The organism is Vibrio sp. MA40-2 (assembly GCF_047302445.1).
In the GTDB taxonomy this organism is placed as follows: domain Bacteria; phylum Pseudomonadota; class Gammaproteobacteria; order Enterobacterales; family Vibrionaceae; genus Vibrio.
Genome location: NZ_CP178628.1, coordinates 196,615 through 212,122 on the forward strand (window position 1 = coordinate 196,615; position 15,508 = coordinate 212,122).

Consider the following 15,508-nt stretch of genomic DNA (forward strand, 5'->3'; position numbering starts at 1 on the left):
TTACATACCTAACAAGTTCAAACTTGCCTTCAATACTAATCTTGTATCACACTCGAATCCATGAGTAAAAACCAACGGCCACTGTTAGCCATTAAATAAGTTTTCCATAATTTATGTCAATAATGGCGAACGAAAACAATCACGAACTCGCCGACTTTTTACAACATAAATAAGCAACCACAATAAACTCACTAAGGTGATAGCATTGGGCCAGCTAAACTGAACATCATCTAAATAAATTTGATAGCTGACTAAAATCAACTGAATTGACACAGTAAAAATAGTGTAGCTCTTGCCATGCGTTAACAAGCGGCAAATCAGCTTTCGTTCTGTTTTGCGCAAACCAAGTAACCACATAAGTGTAATGGCAGGAAAACCAGCTACCAAGCCGATATACAAGGTTGAATGCACTGGATAGATAATTTCCAGTAATGTCGCCCCTACATTTCGACTGGCACCCGCCACCACAAAAACGATCCACGCCTTAGCTAAAAGTAGCCAACCTAGCCACAACCATATTGGTGCTTTTAGAAATCCATCACTATTATATTCTTCAATTGTGTAACGCACTGATCACATTATTCATCAAGTTATTTATCTAAGAAGATATATCATATAATCTAGCTAGGTTACTCATTTTTCTGTAAGATTTTTTTATGACCCCAACAAAACAAACGATTTCAACCGAATCTCAAGCTGAAGCAATCAAAATTGCTAAGGCGACACAAAAACAGGGCCAAAGCAAAGAACAAACAAAACTCATTGCGCAAGGCATTGAAAAAGGTATTTCGTTGTATAAGAAGCAACAAAAAGAAAAAAAACGCCAAGCTGATAAAACACGAAAGAAAAACCAAAAACTCAAACAACAACAGGCAAGTAGCCCAACTGAAAGCACATCAGAGCACGTTGAAACAAACACATCGAATAGCCAGACAAAAAAACAGCCGTGGCTATTACTACTGCTAAGTTGGTTAGGGTTTTCAGCCTATTTGTTTTTGCAGTAAATACTGTATTTGTAAATAGATATTATTTTGACAACAAAAAAGTGCAACGTTCAAAGTTGCACTTTTTGTTGGTTTGATTAGATAAGCTTAACGCCGTTGATTAAATTAGCACACTCGGTGCTATTAACGGTCAAGCAACGCAGACGCAATTTCTCCCCGCCGCTCTAACACCCATTGACTATCGAATGGTCCCCAATCTGAAAGCTGATAATAACCATCGTTATGCCTTCTGCCATCTTGCACAAAAATAAGCTCAATACCAATACCCGGTAATGCTTTTAACACATCTTGAATGGTTCTGCGTGGCCAGCCCGTTTTTTCAATTAATTTAGGTACGTTTGGTCTTTCTAATTTTTCTACTAAAAGAGCTAAATATAACCTTCTCGCAAAAACAGGACTCAAATCCATTGCTCTCTCCAATACAGCGTTAAGTCAACGACTCATCATTTCAGGAATTTAAATTCACAGTACCCCGTATTATTTCTTTTTCGCAGTGATTGTTTTTGCGTTCGATCAATAAGAACACATTATTCATCAGGATTAAGATAATTTGTTTAATAGATTACATTTGATCGTTAAGCTGAGTTACTTTGTCTGTAAGCCATGTTCCTGATAGGATTCAAGCTAGAGTTCAAACATAAGGAAAAATAATAATGATTACCATGTATGGTATTCCAAATTGCGACACGATAAAAAAAGCAAAGAAGTGGCTGCAAGAGGCTGATATCAATTTTGATTTTCATGATTATCGCAAACAAGGTATTGATTCAGATTTAGTCGAATTATTTTGCCAAAAACTGGGTTGGGAACAAGTTTTAAACAAAAGAGGCACGACCTACCGCCAATTATCTTCAGAACAGAAAGAAGCATTAAATGAACAATCAGCGGTTGCTCTTTTAGTTGAGTTCCCAGCGATGATTAAGCGGCCGATATTAAAAGTAGATGACCAATTTTATGTTGGTTTTAAAGCACCAATGTATACAGACATATTCAAATAAAAGGATTTTTCTAAAATGAGCAACAGCCCTGTACTAGCACTAGCAAAAGATTTAATTAGCCGCCAATCTGTCACTCCTGAAGACGCAGGTTGCCAAGTGGTAATGATGGAACGACTGAAAGCGCTAGGATTTGAAATCGAAGTGATGGTATTTGACGACACCACCAACTTTTGGGCTAGACGTGGTACTCAAGCCCCTCTTTTCGCTTTTGCTGGCCACACAGATGTTGTGCCATCTGGTCCCGTTGACCAATGGCATACACCTCCGTTTGAACCAACCATTATTGATGGACACTTACATGGGCGCGGAGCTGCCGATATGAAGGGTTCGTTAGCCTGCATGGTAGTTGCAGTAGAACGATTTATAGCAGAAAACCCCAATCACACAGGATCAATAGGCTTTCTGATCACGTCTGATGAAGAAGGACCTTTTATCAACGGTACCGTTAAAGTTGTTGAAGCTTTGATGGAACGTGGTGAAAATATTGATATGTGTATTGTAGGTGAGCCTTCTAGTACTCATTTCACTGGTGATATTATTAAAAATGGCCGTCGAGGGTCTATCACTGGCGATATAAAGGTAAAAGGGGTACAAGGTCATGTTGCCTATCCGCATTTAGCCAACAACCCTATTCATCAAGCTCTGCCCGCCCTTGCTGAACTGGTTAACACAAAATGGGACGACGGTAATGAGTACTTTCCTCCAACCAGTTTCCAAATCCCAAACCTTCAATCCGGCACAGGTGCTTCGAATGTGATCCCAGGTGAGTTTAACGTTCAGTTTAATATGCGCTTTAGCACCGAATTAAATAACCAAGAGATAATGCGTCGAGTTCATTCAACATTAGACTCTTTTGGTTTAGATTATGAATTGGACTGGACCTTTAATGGCGACCCTTTCTTAACGGATCGTGGTGCACTTCTCGATGCGGTAGTAGAAGCCGTTGAAGAGATAAATCATACCAAGCCGCAATTGTTAACCACTGGAGGAACCTCCGATGGACGCTTTATTGCTCGAATGGATTGTCAGGTAATAGAACTTGGTCCTATAAACGCTACCATTCATAAAGTTAATGAATGTGTCAGTATTGCTGATCTTGAGAAGCTGACCGACATGTATGAAAAAACACTGCAAAAGTTATTTGGTCAATAAACTGATGAATCAGCAGCAATTAATAGGATTAACGGAATCTCATCTGAACCTCGCTCAGACAAAATTCCAAACAGTAAAAATCAACACTCTTATTCAAGGGGATTTACTTCATCTTATTGATGCTGCTGATAAAGCTGGCTTTCAGCTTGAAGTGGCAAGTGGTTTTCGAAATTTCGAGCGGCAAAAACAGATCTGGAATAATAAGTTTTCGGGTAAAACGGCGATTTTGGATTCAGCAAGTCAAGCGTTAGATCACGACTCTCTCACAGATAGAGAGCGTTTATTTGCTATTTTACGTTGGTCAGCTATTCCCGGAACCAGTCGACACCACTGGGGAACAGACCTCGATATTTATGCTAAAAACTTACTGCCTACAAATTGTCGTTTACAGTTAGAACCATGGGAATATTTAACCGGACATCAAGCCCCTTTTTACCACTGGCTTACACAAAACTTAACCCAGTTCGGCTTTTTCTTTCCCTATAAGATCGATCTAGGAGGGATTGCTCCTGAACCTTGGCATATTAGTCATTTTACAACCAGTGAATCGTCTCTAGAAAACTTATCTAAATCGTTGATTCTCGAAACACTAGAACAGCAGAATGTATTTGGTTTTCCAGTGATTTATGAGAGTTTTGAACAAATATATACTCACTATATAACCAACATCTGCCGGAGCACGTCGTATGATTGAATTTCTTTTAAACCCTTGGGTCATTAGTATTATTATTGTTAGTGTGGTTGTGGGTAACATTGCCGCATTAAAATATACCGCCAACATGAAGTTTGGCCAGAACAAAGAAAAAAGCGATTTAGATAAACTGAACGAATTAGATAAACAACGACAAACACAACACAAAAAAAAGGACACTAAATAGCGCCCTCTTTTCTTACATTAAGCAATAAAAAGCTATTCTTGATTCTCTATCACCGCAGTCAATACTGGAACAATAGACTGAAGAACTTCTTCTGTTACTGGTTTACCTGAGCTATCAGTAATGTTTACCGAGGTACGGTTGCCTAAATCGCCAAGAAGGAAAGTATAAGTTTTACTTTCAAGTTGTAACGGCTTAGTTCCTATCGAAGTCCAAAACTCATCGTCAGGAGACGAATATTTTGCCTTTATTAAGCCCTGAGATTGATTCCGTTCCTCTAAATCAAATCCAACTAAAGGCAATATATTAGTAGTTCTTTGCCAGAATACGTTGTAAGGCGAACGAGCAATGATAACCGGTAAGCCACTTCTATCTTTACCCATACTGATCGGTATTTGCTTAACCAACTCAAGCGCTTTAAGTTCCGCTTCTGCTCTTAAGTTTTGATCATAAGTAGAAGTAATGACGTTGGTCATAAAAGTATTGTATCGTTCTTTGTTGGTGATACTCACCTCTTTCTCTGTACCGTTTTCTTTCCAATCAATTAGTGTTGCTTTAAAACCATGTCGATTATTAGCAACAAATTGTTCAAACAAATAACGTGCTTCTATTAGGTTTTCTTCATCTTCAGACTGCCAAGATATCCAATCGGTCTCAATATGTTTATCACTATCGTCGACTAATTGAATATTTCTATCACTGATCAATTGGCGTAAAGTATTCCATACTTTATCTAACTCTGTTTCTTGAAGTAACCAGAGTGTGACTACCCCATCTTTAACTTCAGATCGAGCACCGGGTATTAATTCTAAGACTTGTTGTGGTGGTCGAATATCAACCTCTGAACCTATCGGACCTTGATATTCACCAGACGGAATATCATAGTTCGGGTAGAACTCTCCAATCGCGTCTTCTTGAACCGTCCATGAATCAAAAGCAACCGTGTCTAGATATTCAAAATCATCTTTAGCTTGGCGTCTTTGTTCTGGGCTGCTCGCGCATGCACTTAAAACAAGAACAGCCAGTGAACCAATCACTAGCTGATGAGAAAACTTCATCTGTACTCCTAATAAAATTCGAGATGAACATAAAGTTATCCCGAATTTAATATCGACTTATAATATTCCGGTGTCTTTAAGCGTTTTCAATACAACAGGTTGAGCTTCTTCAGAAAGCACAGTTAGTGGCAAACGTAAACTGCCGTCACTAATTAGCCCCATTTGATGTACTGCCCATTTAACCGGAATTGGACTCGCTTCAACAAATAAATTTTTATGTAATGCTGCTAGGTTTTTATCAATTTCTGCTGCTTCTTCAAACTTACCTTGTTGAGTGAGTTTGAACTGTGTCGCCATTTCTTTAGCAGCCACATTATTCGTAACAGAGATAAAACCTTGACCGCCTAATCGAATAAATTCTAGGCTAGTTGCATCATCACCACTAAGTAAGACGAAATCTTCGCCACAAAGTTCACGATGAATTGCAACTCTTTTCAAATCGCCTGTCGCGTCTTTAATAGCAACGATTTTATCTAGTTTAGATAAACGAGCAACGGTTTCTGGAAGAAGGTCGACCGCGGTGCGTCCCGGCACATTATAAAGAATCACTGGAACTTCACTTACATCGTTAATCGCTTTGTAATGTTGATACAACCCTTCTTGCGTCGGTTTATTGTAGTAAGGCGTTACACTAAGAACACCATCAATGCCAGAATCATTTAGCAAACGGCTAAAAGTTACAGCTTCGTGAGTTGCGTTGGCACCTGTGCCTGCAATAACCGAAATTCGACCATCGGCACACTCTACTATTTTGTTTACAACCTTAACATGCTCTTCAATAGTCAACGTAGCTGATTCACCTGTTGTACCTACTGCTACGATACCATCAGTACCCGATTCAACATGGAAATTTACTAATTTCTCAAGGCCATCGTAATCTACTTCACCGTCACTTTTAAATGGTGTAACTAACGCTACTATACTTCCTGAAAACATGTCTCTCTCCCTTTAATTTAACTACCTGCATAGTAATGCATGAAACTGAGAAAACACAAGGGATTATAGTGTGATGCTTTACACTAAATACGCCAATAATTACCCTTTTATTCATTTATTCAACAAAAAGCCACAAACTGGTTTGTTATTTACCCAAATATCAATTGTGCTAGTATTGATTTATAACTTAAAAAAAAGCGACATTTATGCCTCAACATTTAGTCATTACTGCAGTAGGTACTGATCGACCAGGAATATGCAATCAAATTGTTAGACTGGTTACTCAGTCTGGTTGTAATATTGTTGACAGTCGAATAGCATTATTTGGCAGCGAATTTACCCTATTAATGCTGATATCTGGTGACACGAATACGATTACCCGTGTTGAAACAATGCTCCCAACTCTAGGGCAAGAACATGGCTTGATTACCATGATGAAGCGCACCTCTCCTCACCAAGAATTAAATCAAAATTATACTGTCGAAATATACGTAGAATCAGATGATAAAAAAGGGTTAACAGAGCAGTTTACTCAGTTTTTTGCTGAGAAAAATATAGAATTATCCTCTCTAAGTGCAAAAACTATAGATAAACACAAGTTGAGCAGAGACAATAATTTGTTTCAAATCGCCATTACAGCTGCAGTAAACGCAGAATATAACTTGATGCAATTACAAGAAGATTTTAACCAGCTTTGTACCCAATTATCGGTGCAAGGTTCTCTCAATTTCATAAAAAATAGCCAATAAAGGAAACCTGCAATGGAAACATTAACGGCCGGAACACCAGCACCTGATGTGACTTTACTCGACCAAAATGGTAACGAAGTGACTATTTCCGATTTCAAAGGAAAGAAAGTGCTTTTCTATTTTTATCCAAAAGCAATGACTCCCGGTTGTACAGTACAAGCACAAGGCCTTAGAGATATAAAAAAACAACTTGATGACCTAAATGTGGTGGTTCTTGGTGTCAGTATTGATCCAGTAAAACGTCTAGGTAAATTTATTGAACGAGATGAATTAAATTTCACGCTACTTTCAGATGAAGACCATTCAGCAGCAGAAAAATTTGGTGTATGGGGCGAGAAGAAGTTCATGGGGAAAGTTTATGACGGCTTTCACAGAATATCTTTTTTAATTAATGAAGATGGCATCATTGAGCATGTATTTAATAAATTCAAAACTAAAACACACCATGAAGTTGTGTTGGATTATTTGACCGAAAAATAATCTCGTTCAAGCTGATCTTTAAAACTGTCGATGTCCCCCTTCCCCCGACCCATTATGATTTGGGGGATTTTTTATTCTGTATCTTGGCACTTATTTAGTCTGTGATAGTTAACGCTTCGGATGTTTCTTGGTTTTTAATCGCATTCCATACCGCTTTGACTAGTGTGGCAAGTGGAATGGCAAAAAACACCCCCCAGAAACCCCATAAACCGCCGAACACTAATACTGCACATATTATCGCAACAGGATGAAGATTAACGGCTTCAGAAAACAGCACTGGAACTAATACATTGCCATCTAAAGTTTGAATAATACCGTACGCGGCAAGTAACCAATAAAACTCTGGAGTCAACCCCCATTGGAACAAACCAACAATAGCCACAGGCACAGTAACAGCCGCCGCACCAATATAAGGAATCAGTACAGATAACCCAACAGCAACAGCAAGCAAAGCGGAATAACGAAGGTCTAGTAGCGCAAAAGTAATATAGCTCGATGATCCTACGATTAAGATTTCAACCACTTTACCGCGAATATAATTGGCGATCTGTAGATTCATCTCTTTCCACACTTTTGTTGCTAAACGGCGGTTTTGAGGAAGAAGACCGCTGAATATTGCTAACATTTCTTCTTTGTCTTTTAATAAAAAGAAAATCAATAGCGGAACTAAGATCATGTAAACAGCTAAAGCTGCTAAGTTTATCAACGAAGCAAGCGAGCCTTTAACCACCGTTTCACCCAAACCTAGAACCTGAGTTTTGGTATTTTCCAATACTGACTCAACGATTTGTAGATTCGCTAGTTCCGGATATTGCTCTGGGATCGTCTTCAAAAACTCCTGAAAACCGTTATACATAGTTGGTATATCGTTAATTAAATTGCCGACCTGTTTCCAAATAGTTGGTACCAACCCAAATACGGCAAGTATCATTATCCCTACAAATATAATCAGTACCAATATAACCGAAACGACTCTAGGCGTGCCCAAACGCACCATATGAACCACGGGCCATTCCAACAAATAGGCAAGCACGATAGCCACTAGTAAAGGCGCTAATAAGTGCCCAAAAAAATAAATGGTAATAAATCCAACGAGGAGAATAGCAACTAAACTCGCGGCATGAGGATCTGAAAAACGTCGCTTATACCAACGACTGATCATATCAAACATTAAAATGAGCTCTCTAATTTATGAACAACTAACTCGAAATGGTGTTTTGTTTGCTCAACTTGCACCGAAAAATTCTGTTTATGTAAATACCGTACAATATCATCCTTAGAGCTAACATCTCTAATTTGAACAATTAATTTATCATTCTCTAGGTTACTGCATGCTCTTTTTACGATTAAGAGCGCCATAGGGCAACCTTGTTCACGTAAATCAAGGATATAAGGTTTCATTCTATTGTTCGATGTTTATTATAAAGAGAATATTGTAATGGGTTTTGCTATCAAGGGCTTGTTTTATCATCTTACCCTTGATGATAATAAAAATAAACTTAGTAAATCTCGAGCTTTATGTGACTATTTTTGTTACAACAGAGAGAAATAATTTGCTGTAAAAGAGATAATGATTTACTGCAATAAACCGAAACAAATCCGTTATTTTGCGGTCTTAACTGGAAATAAACTCGGAGTTTATACGACAACAATGCTGAAAAGAACCCGCTCTCTCATCGCTTTAATCCTATCCGCTTATATGGCTATGCCTGTGAGTGCAGCCAATAACGACCTGCCCGATATTGGCACAGCTGCTGCAGGCACCTTAACCATAGATCAAGAGCTGATTTATGGTGATGCTTACATGAGAATGCTTCGAGCCAGTAAACCGATTGTGAATGACCCGGTTATAAACGAATACATTACCAACCTTGGCCACAAGCTCGTTGCCAATTCGGATGATGTAAAAACCCCTTTTAAATTTTTCATGATCAGAGATCGTGATATTAACGCTTTCGCCTTTTTTGGTGGTTACGTGGCGCTGCATTCTGGTTTATTTCTACATGCCAGTACCGAAAGTGAACTCGCATCGGTCGTTGCCCATGAGATTGCTCATGTAACCCAACGCCACTTAGCCAGAAGTATGGAAGAACAAGCTAGGCGATCTCCTGCAACAATAGCCGCACTGGCTGGATCGTTATTACTCGCTATAGCCGCACCAGAAGCAGGCATTGCTGCGTTTACTGCCACCACTGCTGGTAATATACAAAGTCAGATCAACTATACTCGTAGCAATGAAAAAGAAGCAGATCGATTTGGCATCAGTACACTAGCCAAAGCTGGCTTCGACGTAAACGCTATGCCGACCTTTTTTAGCCGATTAGCAGACCAATACCGCTATGCAAGTACACCTCCTGCTATGTTGCTCACTCACCCATTACCACAAGATCGGATTACCGACTCTAGAGCTAGAGCACAAAATTATTCTCCAATAAAATTAGGCCCATCTATCGAGTATCATTTAGCAAAAGCAAGAATTATAGCGAGACATGTCAGTATTGAACCTGATGCAGCTTTAGACTGGTTTGAAAGAAGATTAAAGAAAAATAACGCTGCATTAAACATCACTTATAATTATGGTAAAGCGCTCGTGTATCTAGATAGCAAAAAATTAGATGAAGCAGAACCCATATTGACATCGTTACTCAAACAAGATGCTTTAAATGACTTTTATCTTGATGCGTTAACGGATTTATATATTTATCAAAATAAACCGAAAAAAGCGGTACAGATGCTTGAAAACGCCTTAAATAAGAAGCCCAATAATCCAGTATTACTGATTAATTACGCTAACGCACTAATTGAAAGTAGCAACTACTCGGAAGCAGTAAGCCTGTTGCAACGATACACTCACGATAATCCTACTGATACGATTGGTTGGCAACTCCTTGCAAGCGCTTACGGACAACAAGGAAAAACAGACCAAAACCTTGCCGCTCTTGGTGAAATTTTTGCTCTAAAAGCAAATTGGAATAAAGCAATACAGAACTTTACTCAAGCAGGACAAATAGCTGAATTAGGTAGCTTAAATCAAGCTCGATATGATGCTAGAATCGACCAACTGTTAGTTCAGCGTGATAGATTTTTATCACTACAATAATTCTAATAAACAAGGAGAAGATTCATGACCGTCTTGATTTACCATAATCCAAGGTGTTCTAAAAGCAGACAAACCCTACAACTTCTGCAAGATAATGGGATTGAACCTGAAGTCATTCCATATTTAACCGATGTGCCGTCTGTCGATACTTTGAAAGCACTTTATTCGCAACTCGGTTGTACTAAAGTGCGTGATATGATGAGAACAAAAGAGGCCATCTACAAAGAATTAAATCTTTCCGATCAAAGTTTATCGGACGATCAATTATTTCAAGCGATGTCTGAAAACCCAAAATTGATTGAACGACCTATTGTTGTCGCTAATGGCAAAGCTAGACACGGCCGACCACCTGAACAAGTATTAGACATAATTTAGAGAGTTGGCAATGGCAAAAGAACAAGCTCTACCAAATACTCAACGCTATCGATATATTGCCCTTACAGGGTATCTGTCACTGTTGAGTTGGGTTGCTTTATGGCAAATATTTGTTTCGCCTCATCCCCATATAAATTCGATAACTCTGGCAATTGCTTGGTGTATTCCATTATTACTACCGCTAAGAGGTATTCTGTCAGGAAAAGCTTATACCCATGCTTGGGCGAATTTTATTTTAATGCTGTATTTTTTACATTCATTAACGATTTTGTATGTCGACCAAGGTGAAAGATGGCTTGCAGCAATTGAGTTACTATTAACCTGTGTGGCTTTTATTGGTAATGTGATGTACGCAAGGAATCGAGGTAGAGAATTAGGGTTAAAATTACCTCGACTTTCTGAAGTTGAAAAACAAGAGAAAGCTAAATTTAATCATTCTAGTAACCGCACCAAAAAGTAATCCAAAACAACAAAGTCACCAATAAAGGTGGCTTTGTTTGATCACGATAATACGATTCAGTAGTGCATAGTTAATTGATCCATTCAAAGGTCAGTACATCGGCCTTTTCTACAACTGGTAACTCTAATTGCACTGAATCCATTGGGTTATTATTGTTGGTTGAATCTGTTCGCTCTGAAACAGAATCAACTTCAGGTAACTGAACTGGACGAATATCATCATTAGTATTGGTATGCATATCACTTACTGGTAGTTCTGAGCTTTCATCTACTTGAGGCGAAGTAACAGATTGCTCTACTTGGCTTGATCTATCTAACCTACCAATATTAGGTAATTGACTCGCTTCGGTTGAAAAGTCTTCTTCAGAACTAAGCAAGTGAATGTTAAACATCACTTGATTGCCTACAATTTTATCCACATCCACACCTGCGACCGAGTTTAAGCCTTTCAATGTTTTTTCTAGACTAAAAAAACGCGTAGCTGAGGTGATGCCTGTAAAATTTGCCAGTACGGTATTTTCTGACTTACCACTGAATTTAATTGCACTTTTTTGCGCATAATATTGACTAATTTCATCAATAATATCTCGTAACGCAACATTCGCATTACCACTTGCCGTTCCTACTATCGGTTCGCGTTTTGAGTCGATAATAAATTGTGCTTTTTCATCATATAGTGTCCAACGAATATACTCTCCATTGGAAGCTTGTTGTATTTTTATCACTAATATCGCATCAGAAGTATAACGTTGACTTGCTGTACTAATTGGTGAGGTAAACCCTCCCCATAACTCCGAAGCAGTAATGTTACTGACATCTTCAATATCCCCTACTGGGATAAGAATAGGCAGGCCTAGCGAGCTGGAAAAAGTTTTTATATTGCTTAAAGATTCATCCTCATCGTGTTCCCAAAGAACTTGACGACCAAACTCTCCATCTTTAATCACCCAAACTAACAAGTTTGCGCGAGAACGTGACCAATATGGTAAACCCGCTTGATTTAGAAGTAATTGGATTTGTGCTGGATTAAAACCAATTTGGAGTGTTTTCTGCCCATTTATCTCTCCATAACCTAATTGAGACAAATAAGAACTGGTTCTATTCAATGCCTTCTTAATTACAGAATTGTTAATTGCGCCGCTATCACCCGAAGCTTTAACCACTACTTGCTTCATCGCTTCTGTTTTCGCAAGACTTTCAGAATCGGCTTGATTGCTATCCAGAACAACTTCGTAATTAAATACATCTACATTGACAGAAGCCTGAACTGGCAAAACAAATAACCCAATAAACAAAACAACTAAATAGTGCATGTTAATCCTAATTAAAATGAGGAATGAATAAACAAAACGTTTTAAGTTTTCTATTATAACGAGAAAAAGCCGCTCTACCAAATTAACCAGAAAGCAGAGCAATTATATACATTTTTTGATCTAAACCCCGAGGCAAACGTTTGCATTAGTGGTAGAATCCTGCGAATTTTATTTTAACTAACTCATTTTATTTTAACTAACTATGGATAGGAATCATGACTAACGTACTTCAGGGAGCACAAATGCTTTTCGTGGCATTTGGTGCGCTTGTACTCGTCCCTTTATTAACAGGGCTCGATCCGAACGTAGCGCTGTTCGGTGCGGGTATAGGAACGCTTATATTTCAAGTGGTAACAAAACGCTCTGTTCCAATTTTCTTAGCTTCGTCTTTTGCTTTTATCGCTCCTATTATGTATGGCGTACAAACATGGGGTATTGCTGGAACAATGAGTGGTCTTATGGCTGCGGGACTTATGTACGTTGTTCTTGGCGGAATTATCAAGACTAAAGGCGTCGAGATTGTTCACAAACTTCTGCCTCCAGTCGTTGTTGGTCCTGTTATTATGGTTATTGGCTTAGGGTTGGCTCCAGTAGCGGTTAACATGGCATTAGGTAGAACTGGCGATGGAACTCAGTTGGTTGATGCAACAGCATCACTATGGATTTCTAGTCTATCGCTTATCTCAGTTATTGCCATTAGCGTTTTTGCTAAAGGTTTTATGAAGTTGTTGCCTATTTTTGGTGGTATCTTTGTTGGTTATGCCGTTAGCCTGATGTTTGGCGTGGTAGACTTTACTCCAGTTAGCCAAGCGGCTTGGCTTTCCATCCCTAACTTTGTTGCGCCTGAATTTAACATCAACGCTATTTTATTTATGATCCCGGTTGCAATTGCCCCCGCAGTTGAGCATGTCGGTGACATGTTGGCGATATCCAATGTGACAGGTAAAGACTATCTTAAAAAACCAGGGTTACATCGCACCATTACTGGTGATGGACTTGCAACGATGGCGGCCTCTATGCTCGGTGCACCACCAAATACTACATATAGTGAAGTAACAGGTGCGGTTATGTTAACTAAGGCATACAACCCTGCCATTATGACTTGGGCTGCGGTTACTGCTATCGTTCTGGCATTAGTCGGTAAACTCGGTGCAATATTACAAACTATTCCTATGCCGGTCATGGGCGGCATTATGATCCTTCTGTTTGGTTCAATTGCAACCGTTGGCCTTAACACGTTAATTAAAAACAACGTTGATTTACATAAATCGCGTAACCTTGCCATTGTTGCTGTTACGCTTGTTTTTGGTATTGGTGGCATGGCATTCGGTATTGGCGAATTTAGCCTTCAAGGTGTGAGCCTATGTGGTATTGTTGCGATTATACTCAACCTAGTACTGCCTCACGATTTAGGTAGCAACCATGTAGTAGATAATGCGCAAATAGAAGATGATGCTTAAGTCTATAGTGTCGACGTCTAACGCATAAAACTAAATCTTGCTCGTCAAATTAGTTTTTATTTTTCAAACAAGTTCTTACTCTTCACAGGACAACTAAAGAGGGTGACTTATATAGTCACCCTCTTTAGTTGTCTGCAATTATGCACGGTTCAATATCAATACCGTATTATTGAAAGTATATTATTGAAACAGTATTTATCTGCTTATCGCCTCAGTCCATTATCAAGCCGAGCCAATTCCATACTGTTGCCCATAGTTTTCAACCACAAAATCGATATCTTTATCTCCTCGGCCAGATAGGTTAATTAGCACGCTACCTTTTAGCCCTTGCTCAACCAATTTAAAAACATAAGCAACCGCATGAGAGGATTCAATAGCAGGAATAATGCCTTCCAAACGAGACAATTCAAAAAAGGCATCAATAGCTTCTTTATCACCAATCGAACCATATTGTACTCGACCAATATCTTTCAAATAACTGTGTTGAGGACCGACCGACGGATAGTCTAATCCACTCGCAACCGAATACACTTCTTGTGGTTCACCTTGAGCATCTTTAAGCATGTAAGATTTAAACCCGTGCATCACTCCAGGTTCTCCCAAGGTTAGAGTTGCGGCATGTTCTCCCTCAACGTCTAATCCTTTCCCTGAAGGTTCCACTCCATGCATAGCAACATTTTCATCATCTAGAAAAGCACTAAATAAGCCCATCGCATTAGAACCACCGCCCACACAGGCAACCAGATGATCAGGTTGTTTACCGGTCATTTCTTTAAACTGAACTTTGGCTTCATTACCAACAATCGATTGAAAATCACGCACCATCATAGGAAATGGATGCGGACCAACCACAGAACCAATGGCATAAAGTTGACTGATTGGATCTTGTAGATACGCTTCGAACGCTGCATCCACTGCCTCTTTTAACGTTTTTCTTCCGTGAGAAACAGGTATAACCGTCGCTCCTAGTATATGCATTCTCACCACGTTAGGGTGTTCTTTAGCAATATCAACTTCACCCATGTAAATATCGCATTCTAAACCGACTAATGCTGCGGCGGTGGCTAATGCTACGCCATGTTGCCCTGCTCCTGTTTCGGCAATAATTTTTTTCTTACCCATTTTTTTAGCTAGTAATGCTTCACCAAGACAATGATTTATTTTGTGGGCACCAGTATGGTTTAAATCTTCTCTCTTTAAATAAATATCGACGCCATATTTTTCCGACAAATTTTGAGCATGGAAAATAGGACTTGGGCGTCCAACAAAATGTTTATAAAGTCTTGCTAGCTCGGCTTGAAATTGTGGGTCTTGTCGACAAGTTTGGTAAGCATCATTGATTTCTTTCATAATAACGTCTAACTGTGGTGGGATAAAACTTCCACCGTATTCACCAAAGTAGCCATCTTGATTAGGCAATTCATGCTCAAAACTATTTTTCATTATTATCATCCTTTACTGTCGTTGTATTGTTGCTAATAACCATGCTACACCAAACAAAAGATGGCATTAAGCGATTTAGTCACATCATGGTACCGTTATCGCAAAC

General features: G+C 39.0%; 19 protein-coding genes. 11 read left to right on the forward strand and 8 right to left on the reverse strand.

Features of this window, described 5'->3' with window-relative positions:
• Nucleotides 1-111 precede the first annotated feature (111 nt).
• Complete coding sequence (locus ACLKML_RS08300) at nucleotides 112-570, reverse strand: DUF2919 domain-containing protein (protein WP_413284929.1); 459 nt, start codon at nucleotides 568-570, stop codon at nucleotides 112-114.
• A gap of 86 nt (nucleotides 571-656) precedes the next feature.
• Here ACLKML_RS08300 and ACLKML_RS08305 point away from each other — a divergent pair, with 86 nt between their 5' ends.
• Entirely contained in the window at nucleotides 657-1,004 is a 348-nt protein-coding gene (locus ACLKML_RS08305; RefSeq protein ID WP_413284930.1) for a DUF2956 family protein, read from the forward strand.
• A gap of 123 nt (nucleotides 1,005-1,127) precedes the next feature.
• Here ACLKML_RS08305 and ACLKML_RS08310 read toward each other — a convergent pair whose 3' ends face one another.
• Entirely contained in the window at nucleotides 1,128-1,412 is a 285-nt protein-coding gene (locus ACLKML_RS08310; RefSeq protein WP_413284931.1) for a winged helix-turn-helix domain-containing protein, read from the reverse strand.
• Nucleotides 1,413-1,654: 242 nt separating this feature from the next.
• Here ACLKML_RS08310 and ACLKML_RS08315 point away from each other — a divergent pair, with 242 nt between their 5' ends.
• Genes ACLKML_RS08315 through ACLKML_RS08330 form a run of 4 tightly spaced genes read left to right on the forward strand, consistent with a single transcriptional unit; the run spans nucleotide 1,655 to nucleotide 4,032 of the window.
• Nucleotides 1,655-2,002, forward strand: coding sequence for an ArsC family reductase (locus ACLKML_RS08315; protein ID WP_413285856.1), 348 nt, complete (start codon nucleotides 1,655-1,657; stop codon nucleotides 2,000-2,002).
• 15 nt (nucleotides 2,003-2,017) lie between these two features.
• Nucleotides 2,018-3,154 carry a succinyl-diaminopimelate desuccinylase gene (gene dapE / locus ACLKML_RS08320; RefSeq protein WP_413284932.1) on the forward strand — a complete coding sequence of 379 codons (1,137 nt, stop codon included), beginning with the start codon at nucleotides 2,018-2,020 and terminating at the stop codon, nucleotides 3,152-3,154.
• Nucleotides 3,155-3,158: 4 nt separating this feature from the next.
• Complete coding sequence (locus ACLKML_RS08325) at nucleotides 3,159-3,848, forward strand: M15 family metallopeptidase (RefSeq protein WP_413284933.1); 690 nt, start codon at nucleotides 3,159-3,161, stop codon at nucleotides 3,846-3,848.
• Nucleotides 3,844-4,032, forward strand: a complete 189-nt coding sequence (locus ACLKML_RS08330) for a DUF2897 family protein (RefSeq protein WP_413285857.1) — start codon at nucleotides 3,844-3,846, stop codon at nucleotides 4,030-4,032. The genes ACLKML_RS08325 and ACLKML_RS08330 overlap by 5 nt, the downstream gene beginning before the upstream one ends.
• A gap of 32 nt (nucleotides 4,033-4,064) precedes the next feature.
• Here the strand turns inward: ACLKML_RS08330 and bamC are convergent, their stop codons facing one another.
• Both bamC and dapA read right to left on the reverse strand, forming a co-directional pair.
• Entirely contained in the window at nucleotides 4,065-5,087 is a 1,023-nt protein-coding gene (gene bamC / locus ACLKML_RS08335) for an outer membrane protein assembly factor BamC (protein WP_413284934.1), read from the reverse strand.
• Between the two features lie 57 nt (nucleotides 5,088-5,144).
• Nucleotides 5,145-6,023 carry a 4-hydroxy-tetrahydrodipicolinate synthase gene (dapA, locus tag ACLKML_RS08340; protein WP_413284935.1) on the reverse strand — a complete coding sequence of 293 codons (879 nt, stop codon included), beginning with the start codon at nucleotides 6,021-6,023 and terminating at the stop codon, nucleotides 5,145-5,147.
• A gap of 206 nt (nucleotides 6,024-6,229) precedes the next feature.
• On the opposite strand from dapA, the gene ACLKML_RS08345 reads away from it, so the two are divergent.
• Nucleotides 6,230-6,772, forward strand: a complete 543-nt coding sequence (locus ACLKML_RS08345; protein WP_413284936.1) for a glycine cleavage system protein R — start codon at nucleotides 6,230-6,232, stop codon at nucleotides 6,770-6,772.
• A 12-nt stretch (nucleotides 6,773-6,784) separates the two neighbouring features.
• Entirely contained in the window at nucleotides 6,785-7,252 is a 468-nt protein-coding gene (gene bcp / locus ACLKML_RS08350; RefSeq protein ID WP_413284937.1) for a thioredoxin-dependent thiol peroxidase, read from the forward strand.
• A gap of 94 nt (nucleotides 7,253-7,346) precedes the next feature.
• Here bcp and ACLKML_RS08355 read toward each other — a convergent pair whose 3' ends face one another.
• Nucleotides 7,347-8,423: an AI-2E family transporter gene (locus ACLKML_RS08355; protein WP_413284938.1), complete on the reverse strand. Its 1,077-nt coding sequence runs from the start codon at nucleotides 8,421-8,423 to the stop codon at nucleotides 7,347-7,349.
• The gene (locus ACLKML_RS08360; RefSeq protein ID WP_413284939.1) at nucleotides 8,423-8,653 is read right to left on the reverse strand and encodes a sulfurtransferase TusA family protein; all 231 of its coding nucleotides are present in this window, start codon (nucleotides 8,651-8,653) and stop codon (nucleotides 8,423-8,425) included. The genes ACLKML_RS08355 and ACLKML_RS08360 overlap by 1 nt, the downstream gene beginning before the upstream one ends.
• Nucleotides 8,654-8,903: 250 nt before the next feature.
• On the opposite strand from ACLKML_RS08360, the gene ACLKML_RS08365 reads away from it, so the two are divergent.
• The 3 genes from ACLKML_RS08365 to ACLKML_RS08375 are packed head-to-tail and all read left to right on the forward strand — an operon-like array spanning nucleotide 8,904 to nucleotide 11,187.
• A complete protein-coding gene (locus ACLKML_RS08365; protein WP_413284940.1) occupies nucleotides 8,904-10,352 on the forward strand; it encodes a M48 family metalloprotease in 1,449 nt (482 codons plus the stop codon).
• Nucleotides 10,353-10,376: 24 nt separating this feature from the next.
• Nucleotides 10,377-10,727, forward strand: a complete 351-nt coding sequence (gene arsC, locus ACLKML_RS08370; RefSeq protein WP_413284941.1) for an arsenate reductase (glutaredoxin) — start codon at nucleotides 10,377-10,379, stop codon at nucleotides 10,725-10,727.
• A 10-nt stretch (nucleotides 10,728-10,737) separates the two neighbouring features.
• Entirely contained in the window at nucleotides 10,738-11,187 is a 450-nt protein-coding gene (locus ACLKML_RS08375) for a DUF2069 domain-containing protein (RefSeq protein WP_413284942.1), read from the forward strand.
• A 70-nt stretch (nucleotides 11,188-11,257) separates the two neighbouring features.
• Here ACLKML_RS08375 and ACLKML_RS08380 read toward each other — a convergent pair whose 3' ends face one another.
• Entirely contained in the window at nucleotides 11,258-12,499 is a 1,242-nt protein-coding gene (locus ACLKML_RS08380; RefSeq protein WP_413284943.1) for a DUF2066 domain-containing protein, read from the reverse strand.
• 215 nt (nucleotides 12,500-12,714) lie between these two features.
• On the opposite strand from ACLKML_RS08380, the gene ACLKML_RS08385 reads away from it, so the two are divergent.
• On the forward strand, nucleotides 12,715-13,959 hold the full coding sequence (locus tag ACLKML_RS08385; RefSeq protein ID WP_413284944.1) for a uracil-xanthine permease family protein: 1,245 nt from the start codon (nucleotides 12,715-12,717) through the stop codon (nucleotides 13,957-13,959).
• A gap of 222 nt (nucleotides 13,960-14,181) precedes the next feature.
• Here ACLKML_RS08385 and trpB read toward each other — a convergent pair whose 3' ends face one another.
• Nucleotides 14,182-15,402 (reverse strand): tryptophan synthase subunit beta, encoded by a 1,221-nt coding sequence (gene trpB, locus ACLKML_RS08390; protein WP_413284945.1) that lies wholly within the window; start codon nucleotides 15,400-15,402, stop codon nucleotides 14,182-14,184.
• Nucleotides 15,403-15,508: the final 106 nt, after the last annotated feature.

What these genes read in the sequence shown, in the direction of transcription:
- bcp (WP_413284937.1), top strand. Translation starts at nt 6,785, where the DNA reads ATGGAAACATTAACGGCCGGAACACCAGCACCTGATGTGACTTTACTC.
- ACLKML_RS08355 (WP_413284938.1), bottom strand. Translation starts at nt 8,423, where the DNA reads ATGTTTGATATGATCAGTCGTTGGTATAAGCGACGTTTTTCAGATCCT.
- ACLKML_RS08325 (WP_413284933.1), top strand. Translation starts at nt 3,159, where the DNA reads ATGAATCAGCAGCAATTAATAGGATTAACGGAATCTCATCTGAACCTC.
- ACLKML_RS08345 (WP_413284936.1), top strand. Translation starts at nt 6,230, where the DNA reads ATGCCTCAACATTTAGTCATTACTGCAGTAGGTACTGATCGACCAGGA.
- ACLKML_RS08305 (WP_413284930.1), top strand. Translation starts at nt 657, where the DNA reads ATGACCCCAACAAAACAAACGATTTCAACCGAATCTCAAGCTGAAGCA.
- ACLKML_RS08365 (WP_413284940.1), top strand. Translation starts at nt 8,904, where the DNA reads ATGCTGAAAAGAACCCGCTCTCTCATCGCTTTAATCCTATCCGCTTAT.
- dapE (WP_413284932.1), top strand. Translation starts at nt 2,018, where the DNA reads ATGAGCAACAGCCCTGTACTAGCACTAGCAAAAGATTTAATTAGCCGC.
- ACLKML_RS08375 (WP_413284942.1), top strand. Translation starts at nt 10,738, where the DNA reads ATGGCAAAAGAACAAGCTCTACCAAATACTCAACGCTATCGATATATT.
- dapA (WP_413284935.1), bottom strand. Translation starts at nt 6,023, where the DNA reads ATGTTTTCAGGAAGTATAGTAGCGTTAGTTACACCATTTAAAAGTGAC.
- ACLKML_RS08380 (WP_413284943.1), bottom strand. Translation starts at nt 12,499, where the DNA reads ATGCACTATTTAGTTGTTTTGTTTATTGGGTTATTTGTTTTGCCAGTT.
- ACLKML_RS08360 (WP_413284939.1), bottom strand. Translation starts at nt 8,653, where the DNA reads ATGAAACCTTATATCCTTGATTTACGTGAACAAGGTTGCCCTATGGCG.
- arsC (WP_413284941.1), top strand. Translation starts at nt 10,377, where the DNA reads ATGACCGTCTTGATTTACCATAATCCAAGGTGTTCTAAAAGCAGACAA.
- trpB (WP_413284945.1), bottom strand. Translation starts at nt 15,402, where the DNA reads ATGAAAAATAGTTTTGAGCATGAATTGCCTAATCAAGATGGCTACTTT.
- bamC (WP_413284934.1), bottom strand. Translation starts at nt 5,087, where the DNA reads ATGAAGTTTTCTCATCAGCTAGTGATTGGTTCACTGGCTGTTCTTGTT.
- ACLKML_RS08310 (WP_413284931.1), bottom strand. Translation starts at nt 1,412, where the DNA reads ATGGATTTGAGTCCTGTTTTTGCGAGAAGGTTATATTTAGCTCTTTTA.
- ACLKML_RS08385 (WP_413284944.1), top strand. Translation starts at nt 12,715, where the DNA reads ATGACTAACGTACTTCAGGGAGCACAAATGCTTTTCGTGGCATTTGGT.